The sequence below is a fragment of the Frigoribacterium sp. CFBP9030 genome (genome assembly GCF_034045195.1).
Lineage (GTDB): Bacteria > Actinomycetota > Actinomycetes > Actinomycetales > Microbacteriaceae > Frigoribacterium.
This window is the reverse complement of the sequence record NZ_JAXCWG010000008.1, coordinates 102018-123948: the sequence shown is the minus strand read 5'-3', so window position 1 is coordinate 123948 and position 21931 is coordinate 102018. Positions and strand designations below refer to the sequence as shown.

Annotated in this window: 17 protein-coding genes; 15 read left to right on the top strand and 2 right to left on the bottom strand. The window is 72.5% G+C overall.

Annotated elements, in window-relative coordinates; translation table 11 throughout:
* Both SOM13_RS10600 and SOM13_RS10595 read left to right on the top strand, forming a co-directional pair.
* On the top strand, positions 1-1071 hold a 1071-nt coding region (locus SOM13_RS10600; protein WP_320479699.1), incomplete at its 5' end, for an XdhC family protein.
* A 117-nt stretch (positions 1072-1188) separates the two neighbouring features.
* Positions 1189-1674: a hypothetical protein gene (locus SOM13_RS10595; RefSeq protein ID WP_320479698.1), complete on the top strand. Its 486-nt coding sequence runs from the start codon at positions 1189-1191 to the stop codon at positions 1672-1674.
* Between the two features lie 116 nt (positions 1675-1790).
* Here SOM13_RS10595 and SOM13_RS10590 read toward each other — a convergent pair whose 3' ends face one another.
* Positions 1791-2816, bottom strand: coding sequence for a LacI family DNA-binding transcriptional regulator (locus SOM13_RS10590; protein WP_320479697.1), 1026 nt, complete (start codon positions 2814-2816; stop codon positions 1791-1793).
* A gap of 178 nt (positions 2817-2994) precedes the next feature.
* On the opposite strand from SOM13_RS10590, the gene SOM13_RS10585 reads away from it, so the two are divergent.
* From SOM13_RS10585 to SOM13_RS10535, 11 genes are all read left to right on the top strand, one after another.
* Complete coding sequence (locus SOM13_RS10585) at positions 2995-4554, top strand: sugar ABC transporter ATP-binding protein (protein ID WP_243215383.1); 1560 nt, start codon at positions 2995-2997, stop codon at positions 4552-4554.
* Positions 4551-5582: an ABC transporter permease gene (locus SOM13_RS10580; protein WP_192061472.1), complete on the top strand. Its 1032-nt coding sequence runs from the start codon at positions 4551-4553 to the stop codon at positions 5580-5582. Before SOM13_RS10585 ends, SOM13_RS10580 begins: the two co-directional genes overlap by 4 nt.
* Positions 5575-6735, top strand: a complete 1161-nt coding sequence (locus SOM13_RS10575) for an ABC transporter permease (protein ID WP_320479696.1) — start codon at positions 5575-5577, stop codon at positions 6733-6735. Before SOM13_RS10580 ends, SOM13_RS10575 begins: the two co-directional genes overlap by 8 nt.
* Before the next feature lie 141 nt (positions 6736-6876).
* On the top strand, positions 6877-7944 hold the full coding sequence (rhaS, locus tag SOM13_RS10570; protein ID WP_320479695.1) for a rhamnose ABC transporter substrate-binding protein: 1068 nt from the start codon (positions 6877-6879) through the stop codon (positions 7942-7944).
* Between the two features lie 123 nt (positions 7945-8067).
* The gene (locus SOM13_RS10565) at positions 8068-9567 is read left to right on the top strand and encodes an L-fucose/L-arabinose isomerase family protein (RefSeq protein WP_320479694.1); all 1500 of its coding nucleotides are present in this window, start codon (positions 8068-8070) and stop codon (positions 9565-9567) included.
* Positions 9568-9644: 77 nt separating this feature from the next.
* Positions 9645-10046 (top strand): L-rhamnose mutarotase, encoded by a 402-nt coding sequence (locus SOM13_RS10560; RefSeq protein ID WP_320479693.1) that lies wholly within the window; start codon positions 9645-9647, stop codon positions 10044-10046.
* The gene (gene rhaI, locus SOM13_RS10555) at positions 10043-11206 is read left to right on the top strand and encodes an L-rhamnose isomerase (protein ID WP_192061470.1); all 1164 of its coding nucleotides are present in this window, start codon (positions 10043-10045) and stop codon (positions 11204-11206) included. The genes SOM13_RS10560 and rhaI overlap by 4 nt, the downstream gene beginning before the upstream one ends.
* Positions 11207-11251: 45 nt before the next feature.
* Entirely contained in the window at positions 11252-13321 is a 2070-nt protein-coding gene (locus SOM13_RS10550) for a bifunctional aldolase/short-chain dehydrogenase (protein WP_320479692.1), read from the top strand.
* A 7-nt stretch (positions 13322-13328) separates the two neighbouring features.
* Entirely contained in the window at positions 13329-14837 is a 1509-nt protein-coding gene (locus tag SOM13_RS10545) for a rhamnulokinase family protein (protein WP_320479691.1), read from the top strand.
* A gap of 31 nt (positions 14838-14868) precedes the next feature.
* Positions 14869-16107 carry an alpha-hydroxy acid oxidase gene (locus SOM13_RS10540; protein ID WP_320479690.1) on the top strand — a complete coding sequence of 413 codons (1239 nt, stop codon included), beginning with the start codon at positions 14869-14871 and terminating at the stop codon, positions 16105-16107.
* Positions 16108-16300: 193 nt separating this feature from the next.
* Positions 16301-18961, top strand: a complete 2661-nt coding sequence (locus SOM13_RS10535) for a phosphoenolpyruvate carboxylase (protein WP_414655522.1) — start codon at positions 16301-16303, stop codon at positions 18959-18961.
* Positions 18962-19177: 216 nt separating this feature from the next.
* On the opposite strand, the gene SOM13_RS10530 is transcribed toward SOM13_RS10535, so the two are convergent.
* The gene (locus SOM13_RS10530; protein WP_320479689.1) at positions 19178-19606 is read right to left on the bottom strand and encodes a DUF6314 family protein; all 429 of its coding nucleotides are present in this window, start codon (positions 19604-19606) and stop codon (positions 19178-19180) included.
* A 217-nt stretch (positions 19607-19823) separates the two neighbouring features.
* Between SOM13_RS10530 and SOM13_RS10525 the strand changes: the two genes are divergently transcribed.
* Together SOM13_RS10525 and SOM13_RS10520 are read left to right on the top strand one after the other, a co-directional pair.
* Complete coding sequence (locus SOM13_RS10525) at positions 19824-21143, top strand: sensor histidine kinase (RefSeq protein ID WP_320479688.1); 1320 nt, start codon at positions 19824-19826, stop codon at positions 21141-21143.
* Entirely contained in the window at positions 21134-21859 is a 726-nt protein-coding gene (locus tag SOM13_RS10520; RefSeq protein ID WP_320479687.1) for a response regulator transcription factor, read from the top strand. Before SOM13_RS10525 ends, SOM13_RS10520 begins: the two co-directional genes overlap by 10 nt.
* Positions 21860-21931: the final 72 nt, after the last annotated feature.

Genomic DNA, 21931 nt, shown 5'->3' with positions numbered 1-21931 from the left:
CCCCCCGCCCGCCCGCCCGACCGCACCCGCCCCACCCCGAGGAGCCCCGTGTTCGAGATCGCCGAGCGCCTGCTGGCCCGGCTCGACGCGGGCGAACGGCTCGCGGTCGCGACGGCCGTCTCGATCGACGGCAGCGCGCCGCGCACCGTCGGCACGTCGATGGCCGTGACGGACGACGGCACCGTCATCGGCAGCATCTCGGGCGGCTGCGTCGAGGGAGCCGTCTACGAGAGCTGCCGGCAGGTGCTCGACGACGGGGCCGCCCAGCTCGACACCTTCGGCTTCAGCGACGAGACCGCGTTCGAGGTCGGGCTGAGCTGCGGTGGGCGCATCGAGGTGCTCGCCCGACTCGTCACCGCCGACGACGCCGTGACGGTCGCCGCCCTGCGCGAGGCGGCGGCGGGCCGCGAGGCCGTGGCGCACGTCGTGGTCGGACCGGTGCGGACCGGCGACGTCGTGGCGAGCCCCGACGACTGCGAGGGGCTGCGGGTGTTCAGCGAGCGGTCCGTCCCGCCGCCGCGCCTCCTCGTCTTCGGGGCCGTCGAGTTCGCCGTCGCCCTCTGCAACGCGGGGGCCGTGCTGGGTTACCGCGTGACGGTGTGCGACCCGCGGCCGGTGTTCCTGACCCGCGAGCGGTTCCCGGCGGCCGAGCAGGTCGTCGTCGAGTGGCCGCCGAACTACCTCGCCCGCACCGAGATCGACGAGCGGACCGTCGTCGCGGTGCTCTCGCACGACGAGCGGTTCGACGCCGATCTCGTCGCCGCGGCGCTGGCGTCGCCGGCCGTCTACGTCGGCGCGATGGGTTCGCGGACGACGCATGACCGGCGGGTCGCGTCGTTGCGCGAGCGGGGCGTGCACGAGGAGGCGCTGGCCCGGTTGCATTCGCCGATCGGACTCGATCTCGGGGCCAGCACTCCGGAGGAGACCGCGGTGTCGATCCTGGCCGAGGTGCTGGCGGTGCGGTCGGGGGCGTCGCGCTCGCCGCTGCGGGAGCGCTCGGGCAGCATCCACGCGCCGATGCGGTGGGTTCCCGTCCTCGGCGGCGGGTCAGCGCTGACCCGCCGCGAGTGACACGAACCCGCCCGAACCCCCGCCCCCGCCCCCGCGCGTCACGAACCGGTCACGAGTGCACCGCGGCTCTTGCCGTCGGCATCGAGCGCTTGGTTCCCTGAACGGAGAGGGGGAGTCATGCCAGTCGAACCAGCCCGCAGATCCGCCACGCTGCTCGTCGCGCCCGGGATCGCACTCGCGCTCCTCACCGCGGGCTGCGCCTCGAGCGTCGGTCCGACGCCTCCGCCCGACGACCCGATCACCGCCGCGCGGCAGCTCCCGAACGCCGGGGGCATGGTGAAGTCCGGCGATGCGACGCCGACCTGCGGCGAGTTCGCCCTCCCGCAGGGCGTCCAGCTCGATCCGGAGGCGCTCGACTGCCTCGCCGACGCGTCCGTCGCCGGGGCGTCGGCCGAGCTCGCCTGGTCGACCCCGACGACGGAGGGCGACCCGATCGTGTCGTTCGCCTTCGTCGGGCCGGGAATCGACGGGGTCGAGACGTACACGACCACCGCGTTCGACTCGTACGGCGGGGGAGTCGACGGCTCGTGGTCGGGAACCCTCTGCCCCGACCCGCGCGACGTCCGCGGCGAGGGCGACTGCCGCCTCCTGCTCGAGGGCTGAGCGCGGCCCGTGCTGCGGGTGCGGCGGGTTCCCGTCATCGGCGGCGGGTCAGCGCTGACCCGCCACGAGTGACACGGACCCGCCGAACCCCGGAGCGAGCACCGAGCAGGCCCGCCTCACCTCGCCGAAGACCCCCCGCGCGCCGTGCTCTCGCGCACCACGAGCTCTGGTTCGAACACGATCTGGCGGGGCGCCCGCGCGGGGTCGTCGGCCTCGTCGCGGAGGATCTCGACGGCCGTCTGCCCGATCAGCGCGCTCGGCTGCCGCACCGAGCTGAGCGGCACGACGGCGGCGCGGGCGAAGTCGATGTCGTCGTAGCCGATCAGGGCGACGTCGTCGGGTACGCGCAGGTCGCCCTGCATGACGAGGGCCTGCAGCACGCCCATGGCGGCGAGGTCGTTGGCGGCGAAGATGGCGTCGGGGCGGTCGGCGGCGGGGCGTCGCACGATGGCTGCGGCGGCCTCGCGTCCGTTCTGCACGGTCAGCGCGGGGATGTCGACGACCTCGAGCGTGGCGCCGGGGGCGTCGGCGACCGCGGCCCGTGCGCCGGCCAGGCGGTCGGCCACCTGCTGCAGGTCGGCCGGTCCGCCGACGAACGCGATGCGCCGTCGACCGAGGTCGAGGAGGTGCTCCGTCGCCAGGTACCCGCCCCGCACGTCGTCGACGGAGACCGACGAGAACTCGGTCAGGTCGGCTCGCCGGTCGACGAGCACCGCGGGCATGCCGCGCAGGCGCAGTCGGCGGAGCCGGTCGGAGACGTCGCCGACGGGTGAGATCAGGATGCCCATCACGCGCCGCTCGTCGAAGAGGTCGAGGTAGTGCGCCTCGCGTTCGACCAGCTGGTCGCTGTTGCCGAGCAGGATGACGCGGCCCGACTCCTCGGCGGCGGCCTCGGCACCGCGGGCGACGTCGGTGAAGAACGGGTTGCCCCCGTCGAGGATGATCAAGCCGATCACCCGGCTGTCGCCGCCGCGCAGCTGCCGGGCGGCGTCGTTGCGGACGAAGCCGAGGCTCGCGATGGCGTCGCTGACCCGGGCGATGGTCGACTCGCTGACCTTGGCGGGGTTGTTGAGCACGTTCGAGACGGTGCCGACCGAGACGCCGGCGGTCTCGGCGACGTCGCGGATGCTCGCCTGCCTCATCGCGCCTCCTGGTCCGTGCCGTGGTCTCCGACGAGTGTGCCACGCCCGTGATCGAGCTGTGATCCACAGCCGCGGGGCGCCCCTTGACGTCGAACCGAGTCTGCCCCTACAGTCGGCACGAACAGAAGTTGAAACGATTCACTTCTCTCGACGACGAGAGTGATTAGGAGAACGATCGATGACGATCGACCCCACATCCGACGGGCCGTCTCCGACGGCGACCGTGCTCGAGCTGCGCGGCGCACGCAAGACCTTCGGCGCCGTCGTGGCCCTCTCGAGCGGCAGCGTGCGGCTGCGTGCCGGCGAGATCAACGCGCTCGTCGGCGAGAACGGCGCCGGCAAGTCGACCATGGTGAAGATCCTCGCGGGGGTGCACCAGCCCGACAGCGGCGACTTCCTCTTCGACGGCCACCCGATCGTGTTCCGCAGCCCGGCCGAGAGCAAGGCGGCGGGTGTCAGCGTCATCTATCAAGAGCCGACGCTCTTCCCCGATCTGACCGTCGCCGAGAACATCTTCGTCGGGCGTCAGCCCACCACCCGTCTCGGGTTCATCGACCGGGCCGCGATGCGCGCCGACGCCCGGGCGCTCTTCGACCGGCTCGGTGTGCCGATCGACCCCGACCGCGTCGCCGAGGGCCTGTCGATCGCCGATCAGCAGATCATCGAGATCGCCAAGGCCATCTCGCTCGACGCCAAGGTGCTCATCATGGACGAGCCGACGGCGGCTCTGAGCGGCGTCGAGGTCGAGCGCCTCTTCGGGGTCGCCCGGGCGCTGCGCGACCGCGGCAGCGCGATCATGTTCATCTCGCACCGGTTCGACGAGGTCTTCGGTCTCAGCGACCGCATCACCGTCATGCGCGACGGCGCCTTCATCTCCGAGCACACGACCAGCGAGGTCAGCACGCCCGAGATCGTGCGGGCGATGGTCGGTCGCGACGTCGACCAGCTGTTCCCCAAGCAGGAGGCGCGGGTCGGCGACACCGTCGTCCGCGTCGACGGGCTGACCCGGGCGGGCGTCTTCCACGACGTGTCGTTCGAGGTGCGCGCCGGCGAGATCGTCGGGCTCGCCGGTCTCGTCGGGGCGGGTCGCACCGAGGTGGCGCGGGCGCTGTTCGGCATCGACCGCTACGACGCCGGCTCCGTGACGATCGGCGGCCGCAGGCTCGCGCCGCGCGATCCGATGGCCTCGATCAGGGCGGGCATCGGCTTCGTCCCCGAAGACCGCCGCAAGCAGGGTCTCGTGATGGACATGTCGGTCAGCCGCAACACGACGCTCACCCTCCGCACGACGCTCAGTCGTCTCGGGCTGGTCAGCGCGCGGCGCGAGCGCGAGGCGGCGGCCGACTGGTCGCGGCGACTGCAGGTCAAGACCGGCAGTCAGGAGCTCCCCGTGTCGACCCTCTCGGGCGGCAACCAGCAGAAGGTGGTGCTGGCCAAGTGGCTGGCGACCGACCCGACGTTCCTCATCGTCGACGAGCCGACGCGCGGCATCGACGTCGGCACGAAGAGCGAGGTGCACCGGCTGATCAGCGATCTCGCCGGTCGCGGCATCGCGGTGCTGATGATCTCGTCCGAGCTGCCGGAGGTGCTGGGCATGGCCGACCGCGTGCTCGTCATGCGCGAGGGGCGGCTCACGGCCACCTTCGACCGCGACGACGCCACTCCCGAGACGGTCATCAACGCCGCCACCGGCGCCGAGCCCGCGCACACCACCACGACGACGGAGACCCGCCGATGACGACCTCGCACGCCCTCGCCCCCGCGCTCGGCACCGGGCGCAGCCCGTTCGCCTCGCTCGTCCGTCAACGCGAGGTGCCGGTCGCCTCGGCGCTCGTGGTGCTCGTGATCGTGACGACGATCGCCAACCCGCTCTTCGTCTCGGCGCAGGGTGTCAAAGACCTGATGCTGAACGCCACGATCACGGTGATCATGGCCGTCGGCCTCGGTGCCGTCATCATCACGAACAACATCGACCTCTCGGTGGGGTCGATCCTCGGGCTCGTCGCGTTCGGCACGGGCTCGGTGTTCGCCGCGGCGCCCGACATCCCCATCGTCTTCGTCTTCGCGATCGGTCTGGCGCTGGGTGCCCTCCTCGGTGCGATCAACGGGTTCCTGGTGACGGTCGCGCGGGTGCCGTCGCTCGTGATCACCCTCGGCATGCTCTACATCTACCGGGGCGTGAACAACGCCTGGGCCGGCGGTCAGCAGTACTTCGCCGGCGACCGCCCGGCCGCCTTCGGTCGACTGTCGGTCGACACGGTGCTGGGGGTCCCGATCATCACGGTGATCGCGATCGTCGTCGTCGTGCTCGTCGCGGTGTTCCTGGCCCGCACCCGGCCCGGTCGCGATCTGTACGCCATCGGCTCCGACGACGAGGCGGCCCGCCTGTTCGGCATCCCGGTCAGCAAGCGCGTGCTCACGGCGTTCGTGCTGAACGGCACGCTCACCGGTCTCGCCGGCGTCCTGTACGCGTCGCGCTTCAACTCGGTCGGCGCGACCACGGGCACCGGTCTCGAGCTCGACATCGTGGCCGCGGCCGTCGTCGGCGGCATCGCGATCTTCGGCGGCTCGGGCAGCGTCGTGGGCGCCGCGATCGGCGCGGTGCTGCTGACCACCATCACGAGCAGCCTCACGGCGCTCAACGTCGACAAGTTCTGGCAGCAGGCCATCGTCGGCGTCCTCATCCTGACCGCCATCCTCGTCGAACGGATCGCCTCGATCCGCAAGGCGCGGAGACTCCGCACGAGCGAGGCCACCAATGCCTGAGCAGACGACCACCCCCTCGGCCGCGGGCTCCGCGATCGACCCGCGCCGCGCCTCCTCGGCGTCCCGCGACACCGCCGGCGCCTCCGGCGACCGCGACGCTCGCGACGCCGCCCGTCGCGACCCCGAGTCCGCCGCCGAGAGGACGCTGCGCCGCCGTCGCCTCCTGACCGGCCGCGGCGCGATCATGATCTACGCGCTGCTCGGCACGCTGATCGTCTGCGCGCTGACCGTGCCGCGGTTCGCGAGCGTGCAGACGACCGGGTTCCTGCTGCTCGACGCGATCCCGATCCTGATGATCGCGATGCCGATGGCCCTCGTGATCATCACCGGCGAGATCGACCTCTCGGTGGCCAGCACGGCGGGTCTCACCAGCGCCGCGATGGGCGTGCTGTGGGCGGCGGGCTGGGGCATCCCCGAGATCTTCGTGGTCTGCGTGCTGATCGGCATCGGCTGCGGGGCGCTGAACGGGCTGCTCGTCACCGCGATCGGACTCCCGTCGCTGGCCGTCACGATCGGCACGCTCGCCCTCTACCGCGGGCTCGCCCTCGTGGTGATCGGCGACAACGCCGTCGCCGACTTCCCGCCCGCGCTGACCTCGTTCTTCACGTCGAAGATCGGGGCGACCGGCATCCCCACCGCGATGATCGGCGTCGCCGTCATCATCGCCTTCTTCGGCGTGCTGCTGCACTTCAGTTCGTTCGGCCGCACGCTGCCGGCCATCGGCTTCAGCAAGGAGGCCGCGAGCTTCGTCGGCGTGCACGTCGGCCGCGCCAAGTTCTGGATGTTCGTCGCCACGGGCGTCGTCTCGGCCCTGGTCGGCATCTACTGGACGCTCCGCTACTCGAGCGCTCGCAGCGACAACGCGACCGGCATCGAGCTCGCGGTCATCGCGGCCGTCCTGCTCGGCGGCGTCTCGATCTTCGGCGGACGCGGCAGCATCCCCGGTGTCGTGGCCGGCGTGCTGATCATCTCGAGCGTCAGCTACGCCCTGCGCCTCGGCGGCATCAGCGACGTCGTCCTCAACGTCGTCACCGGCCTGCTGCTCGTCGGCAGCGTCGTCACGCCGAGTCTGATCGCGGTCATCCGCGAGAAGCGTCGGGCGAGGCGGGCCGCGCGCGACGTGCTCGCCGCCTCGGCGGCCGACGCGGCCTGACCACCCCGACGCGGCCTCACCACCCCGACGCGGCCTCACCACCCCGACGCGGCCTGACCACCCCGACCACCCCGACCACCCCGACCACACCGACCACCTAGACCACCCCACGCACCATCCCCCACAGCAAAGGACGGAACGATGATGTTCACCACCTCCACCAGGCGCAGCGTGCGCCGGGCCGTTTCGACCGCGGCGGCCCTCGCCGGCGTCGCGCTCGTCGCCTCCGGCTGCGCCCTCACGGCCGGGTCGAGCGACGGCGACGCGACCACGGGCTCCGGCTCCGACGGCGAGCAGTCGATCGCGTTCGTGCCGAAGCAGCTCAACAACCCGTACACCGACGTCGTGCTCGGCGGCGGCGAAGAGGCGTCGAAGTCGATCGGCTACGACTACAGCGTCGTCGGTCCGCTCGAGGCGAGCGCCTCGTCGCAGGTCACCTTCATCAACACGCTCACGCAGCAGGGCGCGAACGTCATCGTCATCGCGGCGAACGACCCCGACGCGGTCGGGCCGGCCCTGCAGGAGGCGCGCGACGGCGGCGCGAAGATCGTCGCGTTCGACTCCGACACGAACCCCGACTACCGCGACGTGTTCATCAGCCAGGTCGAGGCGAAGGACGTCGCGCTGATCCAGATCCGCCAGATGAGCGAGCAGATCGGCGGCGAGGGCGACATCGCGATCCTCTCGGCCACCGCGAACGCCACGAACCAGAACGAGTGGATCAAGTACATCGAAGAGGAGGTCGACACGAACCCCGACTACGCGGGGATCAACATCGTCTCGAAGGTCTACGGCGACGACGACGACGCGAAGTCGTTCCAGGAGGCCCAGGGCCTGCTGCAGGCGAACCCCGACCTGAAGGGCATCATCTCGCCCACCACGGTCGGCATCGCCGCGACGGCCCGCTACCTCTCGACCTCCGAGTACAAGGGCGAGGTCGCGCTGACCGGGCTCGGTCTGCCAAACGAGATGCGCGAGTTCGTGAAAGACGGAACCGTCACCGCGTTCGCCCTCTGGGACCCTGCGCAGCTCGGCTACGTCGCGGCCTACGCCGGTCAGGCGCTCGTCGACGGCACCATCACGGGCGCCGAGGGCGACACCTTCGAGGCCGGCGACCTCGGTGAGCGCACCGTCGGCGCCGACGGCATCGTGATCGTCGGCCCGCCGACCGAGTTCGACGCCGACAACATCGACGACTACGACTTCTAGTCGTCGCCGCGGGGCCGCCGGGGTGACCACCTCGGCGGTCCCGCCCTCCCTCGGGGCGCGCACCGCGCCTCCTCGGCCCATCCGGCGCGCGAGCGCCCCCGTCGACACCGGAGTCGTCACCCCATGAGCACCAGCACCTCCGCCGTGCACGATCTGCTGCCCCCGATCCGCCGCCGCCGCACCCGCGTCGGGCTCGTGGCCGGCGGTCTCGGCACCTACTGGCCGCAGTTCCCCGGCCTGCTGCCGCAGCTGCAGGAGTCCACCCGCTACGTGGTCGACCGCTTCGGCGGTCTCGACGCCGAGGTGATCGACACGGGCTTCATCTCGGACGCCCAGGAGGCGCGGGTCGCGGCGGACACGCTGCGCACCGCCGACTGCGACCTGATCGTCGTCTTCCTCACGACCTATCTGACGTCGTCGATGGTCCTCCCCATCGCGCAGCGGGCCGGGGTGCCCGTGCTCGTGATCGATCTGCAGCCGACCGAGAGGATGGACCACGAGCGGTTCGACACGGGCATGTGGCTCGCCTACTGCGGGCAGTGCCCGGTGCCCGAGGTCGCGAACGTGTTCCGTCGGGCCGGCATCGAGTTCCGCTCGGTCTCGGGTCATCTGCGGAGCGAGCGCGCGTGGCGGCGCATCGAGCGGTGGGTGCACGCCGCCGGGGTCCGGGCGCGGCTGAGGGAGGCGCGGCACGGCCTGATGGGGCATCTCTACCCGGGCATGCTCGACGTCTCCACCGACCTCACCCTCCTGTCGACGCACTTCGGGTCGCATGTCGAGGTGCTCGAGTTCGACGACCTGCGGGTGCGGGTCGACGCCGTCACCGACGCCGAGGTGCGCGAGCGCGTCGCCCTGGCCCGCGAGGTGTTCGAGGTCGACGCGTCGGTCGGCCAGCAGGACTTCGACTGGGGCGCGCGCGTCTCGGTCGGGCTCGACCGGCTGGTCGCCGACTTCGACCTCGACTCGCTCGCGTACTACCACCGGGGTCTCGAGGGCGAGCAGCACGAGCGGCTCGGCGCCGGGATGATCCTCGGGGCGTCGCTGCTCAACGCGCGGGGGTTGCCGACGGTGGGGGAGTACGAGCTCCGCACCTCGGTCGCGATGCTCGCCGCGCAGGCCCTCGGCGTCGGTGGCTCGTTCACCGAGATCCAGGCGATCGACTTCGACGACGGGGTGGTCGAGATGGGTCACGACGGGCCGGCCCACCTGGCGATCTCGTCGTCACGGCCCGTGCTGCGGGGTCTCGGGGTGTTCCACGGCAAGCGCGGCTACGGCGTCAGCGTCGAGTTCGACGTGCAGCCCGGCCCGGTGACGACCTTCGGTCTCGGACAGGATCGCGACGGCGCCCTGTCGTTCGTCACGAGCGAGGGCGAGGTCGTGCCCGGCCCGCTGCTCGCGATCGGCAACACGACGTCGCGCGTCGACTTCGGCGGCGACCCGGGCGAATGGGTCGACGAGTGGTCGCGGAGCGGCATCGGTCATCACTGGGGACTCTGCGTCGGGCACGTCGCGCGTGACGTCGCGGCGGCGGCCTCGCTGCTCGGCGTCGAGCACCGGCACGTCTCGGCACCCTTCGACGACGCCGACGGCTTCGCCGGCAGCCTCGGCTCGGCGCACCCCTAGACCCTCTTGTCCGCACCACCGGCACTTGCTACGCTCGTGCCATTGAAACGATTCAACGACGAACCGGAGAACACCCCATGACCGCCGACGAGCACGAGCGCTACGCGTTCCGCCTCCAGGTAGCCCCCGAGCGGCTGGCCGACTACACCCGGCGCCACGCCGAGGTCTGGCCCGAGATGCTGCAGGCCCTCCACGACAGCGGCTGGCACGGCTACTCGCTCTTCGCCGCACCCGACGGGCTGCTGATCGGCTACGTCGAGGCCGCGTCGCTCGAGGCCGCGCAGGCCGCGATGGCGCTCACCGACGTCAACACCCGCTGGCAGGCCTCGATGGCCGAGTTCTTCACCTCGCTCGACGGCACCCCGCCCGACGAGGGCTTCGAGCTGCTCACCCAGGTCTTCAACCTCGAGGCGCAGCTCGGCCTGCCGGGCGCCGGCCGCCGCACCACCACCGACACGATCACGGAAGAAGCATCATGACCACCTTCGAGTCCATCGCCCCCACGCTCGAGCGTCAGGCGATCGAGCTGCCCAGCTGGGCCTTCGGCAACTCGGGCACCCGGTTCAAGGTGTTCGGCACCCCGGGCACCCCGCGAAGCGCCGAGGAGAAGATCGCCGACGCGGCGACCGTGCACGAGTACACCGGGCTCGCCCCGAGCGTCGCACTGCACATCCCCTGGGACGAGGTGAGCGACTTCACCGCCCTGCGGTCGTTCGCCGCCGACCACGGCGTCGCGCTCGGCACGGTCAACTCGAACACCTTCCAAGACGAGGCGTACAAGTTCGGCAGCCTGGCGCACAGCGACGCCGCCGTGCGACGCAAGGCGATCGACCACCACCTGCGCTGCCTCGAGATCATGCGCGAGACCGGCTCGCGCGACCTCAAGATCTGGCTCGCCGACGGCACCAACTACCCCGGTCAAGACAGTCTGCGTCAGCGTCAGGACCACCTCGCCGAGTCGCTGGCCGAGATCTACGCCGGGCTCGACCCCGAGCAGCGGCTCGTGCTCGAGTACAAGTTCTTCGAGCCGGCTTTCTATCACACCGACGTGCCCGACTGGGGCACCAGCTACGCCCAGGTGAGCGCCCTCGGCGACCAGGCTCTGACCTGCCTCGACACCGGGCACCACGCCCCGGGCACCAACATCGAGTTCATCGTCATGCAGCTGCTGCGCCTCGGCAAGCTCGGCTCGTTCGACTTCAACTCGCGCTTCTACGCCGACGACGACCTGATCGTCGGCGCGGCCGATCCGTTCCAGCTGTTCCGCATCCTGTTCGAGGTCGTCGACGGCGGCGGGCTCGAGGTCGGCTCGCCGGTGCAGTTCATGCTCGACCAGTGCCACAACGTCGAGGACAAGATCCCCGGCCAGATCCGCAGCGTGCTCAACGTGCAAGAGATGACGGCGCGGGCGCTGCTCGTCGACCGGCCCGCGCTCGACTCCGCCCGCGCCGCCCACGACGTGCTCGGCGCCAACGCCGTGCTGATGGACGCCTTCTACACCGACGTCCGCCCCGCCCTCGCCGACTGGCGCGAGGGCCGGGGTCTGCCCCGCGACCCGATGGCGGCGTACCTGGCGAGCGGCACTCAAGAGCGCCTCGCCGACGAGCGCGCCGGCGGGACCCAGCTCAGCTGGACCTGAGCCGCGATCGTCCCCGCCCCTCCTCTGCGAACCGAGAACGGACCCATGAACCAGACCCGCACCTCCTCGTCCACCAGCACGACCCCCGCCGCCGCGGCCGACCTGATCGCGCGCAGCAACCGGCTCGGCGCCGACCCGCGCGTGACGAACTACGCCGGCGGCAACACCTCGGCAAAGGGCACCGCGACCGACCCGGCCACGGGCGAGCCCGTCGAGCTCCTCTGGGTGAAGGGCAGCGGCGGCGACCTGGGCACGCTCACCGAGCAGGGCCTCGCGGTGCTGCGGCTCGACCGGCTGCGCGGTCTCGCGAACGTCTACCGGGGCCCCGAGCACGAAGACGAGATGGTCGCCGCGTTCGACTACGCCTTGCACGGCAAAGGGGGAGCGGCACCCTCGATCGACACGGCCATGCACGGTCTCGTCGACGCCGCGCACGTCGATCACCTGCATCCTGACAGCGGCATCGCCATCGCGACCGCCGCCGACGGCGAGCGCCTCGCCGCCGAGATCTTCGGCGGGCGCGTCGTCTGGGTGCCGTGGCGCCGACCGGGCTGGCAGCTCGGGCTCGACATCGCCGCGATCAAGGCCGACAACCCCGACGCGATCGGCACGATCCTCGGCGGTCACGGCATCACCGCCTGGGGCGACACGAGCGACGAGGCCGAGGCCAACTCGCGCTGGATCATCGAGACGGCCGAGGCGCACATCGCCGAGCACTCGCGGGCCGACCCGTTCGGCCCCGCTCTCGACGGCTACGCGGCCCTGCCCGAGGCCGAACGTCGCGCCCGTGCTGCCGCGCTCGCCCCGACGATCCGCGGGCTGGCCTCGCACGACGCCCCGCAGGTCGGGCACTTCAGCGACGACCCCGCCGTGCTCGAGTTCCTCGCGAGCGCCGAGCACCCGCGGCTGGCCGCCCTCGGCACCAGCTGCCCCGACCACTTCCTCCGCACGAAGGTCACGCCGCTGCTGCTCGACCTGCCCGCCACCGCCTCCGTCGAGCAGTCCATCGCGCGCCTCCGCGAGCTGCACGAGCAGTACCGCCTCGACTACCAGGCCTACTACGACCGGCACGCGACCCCCGACAGCCCGGCGATGCGCGGGGCCGACCCGCTCATCGTGCTCGTGCCCGGCGTCGGCATGCTCTCGTTCGGCAAGGACGCGCAGACCGCCCGGGTCGCCGGCGAGTTCTACATCAACGCGATCAACGTCATGCGCGGCGCCGAGGGGCTCTCGACCTACGCTCCGATCGACGAGGCCGAGAAGTTCCGCATCGAGTACTGGGCGCTCGAAGAGGCCAAGCTGCGTCGCCTCCCGGCCCCGAAGCGCCTCGCGACCCGCATCGCGCTCGTCACCGGCGCCGCCTCGGGCATCGGCAAGGCCATCGCCACGCGCCTCGCCGCCGAGGGGGCCTGCGTCGTCATCGCCGACCTCGATCTCGCGAAGGCGCAGGCCGCGGCGGCCGAGATCGGCGGGCCCGACGTGGCACGTGGCGTCGCGGCCGACGTGAGCGACGAGGCGGCCGTCAAGGCCTCGATCGACGAGGTGCTGCTGGCCTTCGGCGGTCTCGACCTCGTCGTCAACAACGCCGGGCTCAGCCTGTCGAAGTCGCTCTTCGACACGACCGAGGCCGACTGGGATCTCCAGCACGACGTCATGGCCAAGGGGTCGTTCCTCGTGGCGAAGAACGCCGCGCGCGTGCTCGTCGACCAGGGGCTCGGTGGCGACATCGTCTACATCTCGTCGAAGAACTCCGTCTTCGCCGGCCCGAACAACATCGCCTACAGCGCCACGAAGGCCGACCAGGCCCACCAGGTGCGGCTGCTCGCGGCCGAGCTGGGCGAGCACGGCATCCGGGTCAACGGCATCAACCCCGACGGGGTCGTGAGGGGCTCGGGCATCTTCGCCAGCGGCTGGGGCGCCAACCGGGCCGCGACCTACGGCATCGACGAGCAGGATCTCGGGGCCTTCTACGCCCAGCGCACGATCCTCAAGCGCGAGGTCGTGCCCGAGAACGTCGCCGCCGCCGTCTTCGCCATCTGCACGAGCGACTTCTCGCACACGACCGGGCTGCACGTGCCGGTCGACGCGGGCGTCGCCGCGGCGTTCCTCCGCTGAGGCGACGATGACGACCAGAACCCCGATGGGCGGCGGCACGGTCGCCGCGGTCGACCTCGGCGCCACGAGCGGTCGGGTCATGCTCGGCCGGGTCGACCGCGACGGGGTCCGGCTGCGTCCGGTGGCCCGATTCGCGAACGACCCCGTGACCGTCCCCGAAGGAGGCGCGGGTCGTCTCGGTCTGCACGGTGTCGGTCTGCACTGGGACGTCCTCGGGCTCTGGCGGTCCGTCACCGCGGGGCTGGCCGCCGCCGTGCGCGACGAGCCGGGGCTGCGGTCGATCGGGGTCGACTCGTGGGCGGTCGACTACGCGCTGCTCCGCGACGGCCGGCTGCTCGGTGCGCCGTACCACTACCGCGACGGGCGCACCGCGGCGGGGGTCGAGGCGGTGCACGCCGCGGTGTCGCCCCGCGAGCTGTTCACGCGGGCGGGGCTGCAGCATCTGCCGTTCAACACGGTGTTCCAGCTGGCGGCCGATCGCGCCTCCGGGACCCTGGCCCTCGCCGACCGCGCCCTGCTCGTGCCCGACCTCTTCTCGTGGTGGCTGACCGGGGTGGCGGCGACCGAGTCGACCAACGCGTCGACCACCGGGCTGCTGTCGCCCGTCGAGCGGGCCTTCGACGTCGATCTGATGAACCGCGTCGGCGTCCCCCTCGATCTCTTCGCCCCGCTCGTCGACCCCGGTGCCGCCCTCGGTCCGCTGCTGCCGTCGGTCGCCTCGGCGATCGGGGCGCCGACGTCGCTCGAGGTCACGGCCGTCGGGTCGCACGACACCGCCTCGGCCGTGGTCGGCGTGCCGCTCGCCGGCGACGACGCGGCCTACGTCTCGAGCGGCACCTGGTCGCTCGTCGGGCTCGAGCTGCCCGCACCCCTCGTCACCGACGAGGCGCGCCTCGCGGGGTTCACCAACGAGGGCGGAGTCGACGGTCGCACCCGGTTCCTGAAGAACGTGTCGGGGCTGTGGCTGCTGAGCGAGTCGATGCGCACCTGGGACGGCGCGGGGGCCACGGCCGCCGAGCGCAGCAGCGACCTCGCCGCCCTGCTCGCCGAGGCGGCCGACGTCACCCGCGCGGTCCCGGTCTTCGACGCCACCGACCAGCGCTTCGCGCCGCCCGGCGACATGCCCGCGCGCATCGGGGCCTGGTGCGTCGAGCACGACGTCGAGCCGCCGCGGGGGAGGGCCGAGGTGGTGCGCAGCATCCTCGAGTCGCTGGCCGCCGCCTACGCCGAGACCCTGCGCGACGCCGAACGCCTCTCGGGTCGCCGCATCCGCACCGTGCACGTCGTCGGCGGCGGGTCGCAGAACGCGCTGCTCTGCCAGCTCACGGCCGACCGGACGGGCTGCACCGTGCTCGCCGGGCCGGTCGAGGCCACCGCGCTCGGGAACATCCTCGTCCAGGCCCGCGCGGTCGGCATCGTCGACCCGTCGTCGTCGCTCGAGGCGCTGCGGGCCCTGGTCTCGGCGTCGTCCGCTCCCGCCAGATACCTGCCCCGGGTGCCGTCGCGCGCCTCCTGAACTCCCTCACGCTCCTCTCGAAAGGACCACCATGGTCGACCGCAGAATCCCGAACCTCCACGACCTCGCGCCGCTGATGCAGTTCAAGAGGCCGACGTTCGACCTCAAGGCCAAGCGGCTGCGCGAGGCGCTCACGATCGAAGACCTGCGGCGGATCGCGAAGCGACGCACGCCGACGGCCGCGTTCGACTACACCGACGGCTCCGCCGAGGCCGAGATCTCGCTGCGGCGGGCGCGGCAGGCGTTCCGCGACGTGCAGTTCAACCCGGCGATCCTGCACGACGTCGCGACCGTCGACACCGGCTGGGACGTCCTCGGCAAACGGGTCGAGCAGCCGTTCGGCATCGCACCGACCGGGTTCACCCGCATGATGCAGACCGAGGGCGAGAAGGCGGGGGCGGCGGCCGCCGCGGCGGCCGGCATCCCGTTCAGCCTCTCGACGATGGGCACCGCGTCGGTGGAGGACGTCGCCGAGGCGGCCCCGGACGGCCGCAACTGGTTCCAGCTCTACATGTGGAAGGACCGCGACCGCTCGATGGCCCTCGTCGACCGGGCCGCCGCGGCCGGGTTCGACACGCTGCTGGTGACCGTCGACGTGCCGGTGGCGGGTGCGCGGCTCCGCGACTCGCGCAACGGCATGACGATCCCGCCGTCGCTGACGCCCAAGACGATCATCGACGCGCTGCCGCGCCCGTGGTGGTGGGTCGACTTCCTCACCACCGAGCCGCTCGCGTTCGCCTCGCTCGACCGATGGTCGGGCACCGTCGCCGAGCTGCTGAACACGATGTTCGACCCGACCGTCACCTACGACGACCTCGCATGGATCAAGTCGCAGTGGCCCGGCAAGCTCGTCGTCAAGGGCGTGCAGACCGTCGACGACGCCCGGCGGGTGACCGACCTCGGGGTCGACGCGCTCATCCTGTCGAACCACGGCGGGCGTCAGCTCGACCGGGCGCCGATCCCGTTCCACCTGCTGCCCGACGTCGTCCGCGAGGTCGGAGGCGACACCGAGGTGCACCTCGACACGGGCATCATGTCGGGCGCCGACATCGTGGCGGCGGTCGCCCTCGGCGCGCGCTTCACGCTGATCGGGCGGGCGTACCTGTACGGGCTCATGGCCGGCGGACGCGAGGGGGTGGACCGGGCCATCGAGATCCTGTCGGTCGAGATCGCCCGCACGATGCGCCTCCTCGGGGTGAACTCGCTCGACGAGCTCGAGCCGAAGCACGTCACGCAGCTCGAGCGGCTCGTGCCCCGCGCCCGCGGCTGAGCCCGCCCGTGCCCGTGCCCGCGCTCCTGCCCGTGCCTCGGCCTGCGGCGGGTTCCCGTCATCCGTGGCGGGTCAGCGCTGACCCGCCACGGATGACACGGACCCGCCGCACGCCGCGACGCCGAGCGAACCCGAGACGAGCCGAGGAGGCGCGGTGTGCGTCACACGCCCCCGCATCGTCCACAATGGGGCCGTGACCGACATCGAGACATCGAGACGTGCCGACGGCAGCAGCCGTGACGACATCCGCGGGGCCGTCGACGGCGACCTGCGCGGCGACGTGAGCTTCCTCGGCAGCCTGCTCGGCAGGGTGCTGCGCGAGTCCGGCTCCGACGACCTCTTCCGCGACGTGGAGGCGGTGCGCGCCGCCGTCATCGCCGCGTACGAGGGGGCGGGCGGGGCCTCGCTCGACGACGCGCAGACCATCGTCGACGGTCTCGACCAGGAGCGCGCCGAGCAGGTCGCCCGGGCGTTCACCTGCTACTTCCACCTCAGCAACCTCGCCGAAGAGCACCACCGCGTGCGCGTGCTGCGTCGCCGCGGCAGCGCCCAGCGCACCGCCTCCGACTCGGTCGCCGACACGCTGCAGCAGCTCGTCGCCGAGGTCGGCGCCGACGAGGCCTCGAAGCGCCTCAGCGACCTGCGGTTCCACCCCGTGCTGACGGCGCACCCCACCGAGGCGCGGCGCCGCGCCGTCGCGTCGACCATCCGTCGCATCAGCGACCTGATGGACGAGCGCGACCGGCTGCAGAACGACATCGCCGTCATCGAGGCCGAGCGTCGCCTGCTCGAAGAGGTCGACACGCTCTGGCGCACATCGCCGCTCCGCACCACGCGCCCCACCCCGCTCGACGAGGTGCGCACGGCGATGAGCGTCTTCGACCAGACCCTGTTCGAGATCGTGCCGCAGGTGTACCGCCTGCTCGACGACCGCCTCCTCGGCGACCGGGCCGGCCGCGAACCCGCCGTCGCCCCCGCGTTCCTCCGACTCGGCAGCTGGATCGGCGGAGACCGCGACGGCAACCCGCACGTCACCGCCGAGGTCACCCGCCAGGCCGCCGACATCGCGGCCGAGCACGTGCTGCTCGGGCTGCACCGGGCCGCATCCCGCGTGGGCGCCACCCTCACCCTCGACGAGGCCGACACGCCCGCCGATGCGACGCTGATCGCCCTCGCCGACGCGCAGCGGGCCCTCGACCCCGAGCTCGCGTCGAGCATCGGTGTCCGCTCGCCGAACGAGACCCACCGCCGCGTGCTGCTCTTCGTCGCGGCGCGCATCGAGGCCACGCGTCGCGACGGCGACCCGCTCGGCTACGACGCGCCCGAGCAGCTGCTCGCCGACCTCCGCGTGGTGCAGCACTCGCTGCGTGCGGCCGGTGCGCATCGTGCCGCGAACGGCGAGCTGCAGGGCCTCGTCTGGCAGGTCGAGACCTTCGGGTTCCACCTCGCCGAGCTCGAGGTCCGTCAGCACTCGCAGGTGCACCGCACGGCGCTCGCCGAGCTGCGCGCCGGGGGCGACACGAGCCCGATGACCGACGAGGTCCTCGCCGTCTTCCGCACCATCAAAGATCTGCAGGTGCGCTACGGGGTCCGTGCCGCCTCCCGATACATCGTGTCGTTCACGCAGTCGTCCGCCGACCTCGCGAACGTGCACGAGCTCGCCGCGTACGCCCTCGGGTCGGCACAGGCCGCGCCCGTGCTCGACGTGGTGCCGCTGTTCGAGACGTTCGCCGACCTCGAGGCGAGCACGCGCATCCTCGAGGAGGCGCTGGCCACCGAGGTCGTGCAGCGTCGCCTCTCCGAGACGGGGCGCCGCCTCGAGGTGATGCTCGGCTACTCCGACTCGTCGAAGGACGTCGGGCCGGTGTCGGCGACCTTCGCCCTGTACGACGCGCAGGCGCGCATCGCCGACTGGGCGGCTGCGAACGACATCACGCTGACGCTCTTCCACGGTCGGGGCGGGGCCCTCGGCCGCGGCGGCGGGCCGGCGAACGAGGCCGTGCTGGCCCAGCCGCCGCACTCGGTCGACGGGCGCTTCAAGATCACCGAGCAGGGCGAGGTCATCGTCGCCCAGTACGGCAACCAGGCGATCGGCGCCCGGCACCTCGAGCAGATGGCCGCCGCGACGCTGCTGGCGTCGAGCCCGTCGAACGAGGCCGAGAACGCCGAGGCCGCCACCCGCTTCGCCGACGTGGTCGCCACGATGGACGAGGCGTCGCGGGCGACCTTCTTCAGACTGGTCAAGGCCGAGGGCTTCGCCTCGTGGTTCGCCGCCGTCACCCCGATGGAGGAGGTCGGCCTGCTCGCACTCGGCTCACGCCCGGCCCGTCGTGGTCTCTCGGTCGAGTCGCTCGAGGACCTGCGGGCGATCCCGTGGGTGTTCGCCTGGACCCAGGCCCGCATCAACCTGGCCGGCTGGTACGGACTCGGCTCGGCCCTCGCGGCCGTCGGCGACGTCGACCTGCTGCGCGATGCGTACAAGACGTGGCCGCTGTTCCGCACGATGGTGAAGAACGTCGAGCTGTCGCTCGCGAAGACCGACGGGCACATCGCCCGCGAGTACCTCGGCCTGGCCGAGCGCGACGACCTCGCCGGAGCCGTGCTCGACGAGATGGCGCTCACCCGCGAGTGGGTGCTGAAGGTCAGCGAGCACGCCGAGGTGCTCGACGGGCGCCCGGTGCTGAGCCGCTCGGTGCGTCTGCGCAGCCCGTACGTCGACGCGCTGTCGCTGCTGCAGCTGCGGGCGCTCCGGTCGATCCGCGTGAACGGCGGCGGCGACCCGGCCGACGCCGACCACCGCCTCCTGCTGCTCACCGTGAACGGGATCGCCGCCGGCCTGCAGAACACCGGCTGATCCGACGAGCGGGCTCGCCGCGTAGCCCGCCCGTCCCGCGCGCCGGGCTCGACGGTGGTCGGAAGTCGCCCTTCTCCGCGACGCGAAGGGTGGTTTCTGCCCACCCTCGAGCGTGCGCGCGGAGGCTCGGCCTCGACGGTGGTCGGAAGTCGCCCTTCTCGGCGCCGCGAGGGGCGGGTTCTGCCCACCCTCGAGCGTGCGCGACGGCTGCCGGCGTCAGCCAGCGCGCGTGTACGTCGTCTCGGCGTCGTACGACTTGGCGGGGCCGCGCACCGTCCACCGCTCGACGAACGACGTGGGCGTCAGAACGCGCGTCTCGACGAGGTAGTCGTCGGGGGCGCACGGGTGCCGCGCCTCCCAGGCTCCGGTCCGCAGGTCGAGGTCGACGAAGTGCCGACCGTCGGCGAACCGGACGTCGAGCGACCCGTCCGCCCGCGGGTGATACGTGAGCCGACGAGCCGCGGAGGCGCGGTGCGAGCCCCGCACGACCTCCCCCTCCTCGACGTACGAGGCGGGTCGATCGGGTGCGGCGCGCGCCGGCTCGACGGTCGCGGTGCCGGTAAAGACGGTCTCGTCGCCCACGAGCCGGTCGACGATGCGGCGTTCGACGCGCCAGCGACCGAGCAGCAGCGGGAGGGTGTCCATCCGTCCAGTGTCGCGCACGGCCCGTCGCGCACGGCCCGTCGTCCGGTCGGACGCCGCGAAACGGCCGTCGCCCCGCCGGATCCCGCGCACGCGCGATCCCGTGGTTCCGCGGTCGGTCCGCGGTGCCACGCAGGGGCCGGTGCCGTCGAGCCGCCCACGCGCGAACTCCGACCTTCGGGCGATCCGGCGGGCCGGGCGCCCTCCTTAGGCTCGGGGCATGACCTCCTCGGCATCGACCCCCCACGCGGCGCCGGTCGCGCCGTCGCTCCCGGCGGCGCCGCCGGCCCCGGCGCCCGTCTCGCCGGCCCCGCCGCGGCGTCCCGCGACCGGTGCGGGGCCCGGCCGCGCGCACCTGTCCCGGGCACGGCGCGTCTGGGCCGAGACCTGGAGACTCGGCCTCGCGACGCTGGTGGGCCTCCTGGCCTTCGCGCTCGTCTGGCCCGAGACGGCCACCGCCGACTGGAGCGACGCCCGGCTCGGGCTCGGCATGATGGGCGATCTCGCCGTCGGTGTCGCCACCCTGGTGCTCGTCGCGTTCCGGCATCGCGCACCTTTCGTCATCGCGCTGATCCTGGCGCTCTGCGGGGGCGTCTCGACCCTCGCGACCGGTGCCGCCGTCCTCGGCCTCGTCTCGCTCGCGACCCGTCGCCGCGCTCGCGAGCTGGCGACCGTCGGGCTCGTGTACCTCGCCGCGGGCTGGTTCTCGGAGTCGGTGATGTTCCCCGCGATGGGCGACTCCCTGCCCGCCTGGCAGCTGCTGCTCAGCGGCGTCGTCCTCTACGCCCTCGTCGTGGCCGTCGGCGCCGCCATCGGCAGCCGTCGCGACCTGATCGCCTCGTTGCGCGACCGGGCGGTGCTCGCCGAGCACGAGCAGGCCCTCCGGGAGGAGCGGGTCCGCGACCACGAACGCGCCCGGATCGCCCGTGAGATGCATGACGTCCTCGGTCACCGTCTCTCGCTCGTGGCCCTCCACGCCGGTGCCCTCGAGTACCGGGGTCGCGATCTGAGCCCCGACGAGGTCGTCGAGACGGCGGGCGTCGTCCGCGACAACGCGCAGTCAGCCCTCAGCGAGCTGCGCGACGTGCTCGGGGTGCTGCGCGACCCGTCGACCACGGGGGAGTCCGAGGTCACGCAGATCGCGCCTCCTCAACCGACCCTCGCCGACCTGTCGGGTCTGCTCGACGAGGCCCGGGCGGCGGGCGCCGTCGTCGCCTGCACCATCGACGACCGGACGACGAGCGTCCTGGTCGATCTGCCGACCTCGCTGAGTCGGCACGCGTACCGCATCGTGCAGGAGTCGCTGACGAACGCGAGGAGGCACGCCCCGGCTCAACCGGTCGACATCGCCTTCACGGGTGCGGCCGGCGGAACCCTCCGCATCGTCGTCGGCAACCCGTCGATCGAGCACCGCGCATCGGCGCCGGGGCACGGTCTCACCGGTCTGGCGGAGCGCGTGCGGCTGGTCGGCGGCACGTTCCAGGCGGGGCCCGACGGGCACGGGCGGCACGTCGTCGAGGCGGTGCTCCCGTGGAGCTGACCCCCGCCTCCTCCGCCACCGCACCGGTCCGCGTCGTGATCGTCGACGACGAGACCCTCGTCCGCACCGGTCTGCGCCTCCTGCTCGGCGGCGACCAGGGCATCGAGGTGGTCGGTGAGGCCTCCGACGGTCTCGAGGCCGAAGCGGTGATCGATCGGACCGAGCCCGACGTCGTGCTGATGGACATCCGGATGCCGCGTTGCGACGGTCTCGTCGCCACCGAGCGAGAGCTCGCGAGGCGACCCGACCTCGCCGTCCTCGTGCTCACCACCTTCGACGCCGACGAGCTCGTGCTCTCGGCTCTGCGGCTCGGCGCCCGCGGGTTCCTGGTGAAGGACACCCCGCCGCACGAGCTCGTGCAGGCCGTGCGGACCGTCGCGTCGGGGCGCTCGATCCTGTCGCCGTCGGTGCTCGACCGGGTGATCGGGGTCGCCGCCGGCCGGATCGGCGCCGAGGCGCAGGCGCACGCGCAGGCGCCGACGGTCGGCCGGGTCGAGCGCGAGCGCTTCGACCGGCTGACCGACCGCGAGGCCGAGGTCGCCCTCGCGGTGGCCCGCGGTGCGACGAACGCGCAGATCGCTGCCGACCTGTTCGTCAGCATCGCCACGATCAAGACGCACGTCGGGCACGTCTACGAGAAGCTCGAGGTCGACAACCGGGTGCAGGTGGCGCTGCTCGTGCACGCCGCCGGGCGGGGCTCGGCGACGATCTCGTAACAGCGTCGCCGGGAGGTCGACCCCGGCGAGGGCTGCTGCCATGATCATCGGAGGGCCGCTCGCCGATCGGGT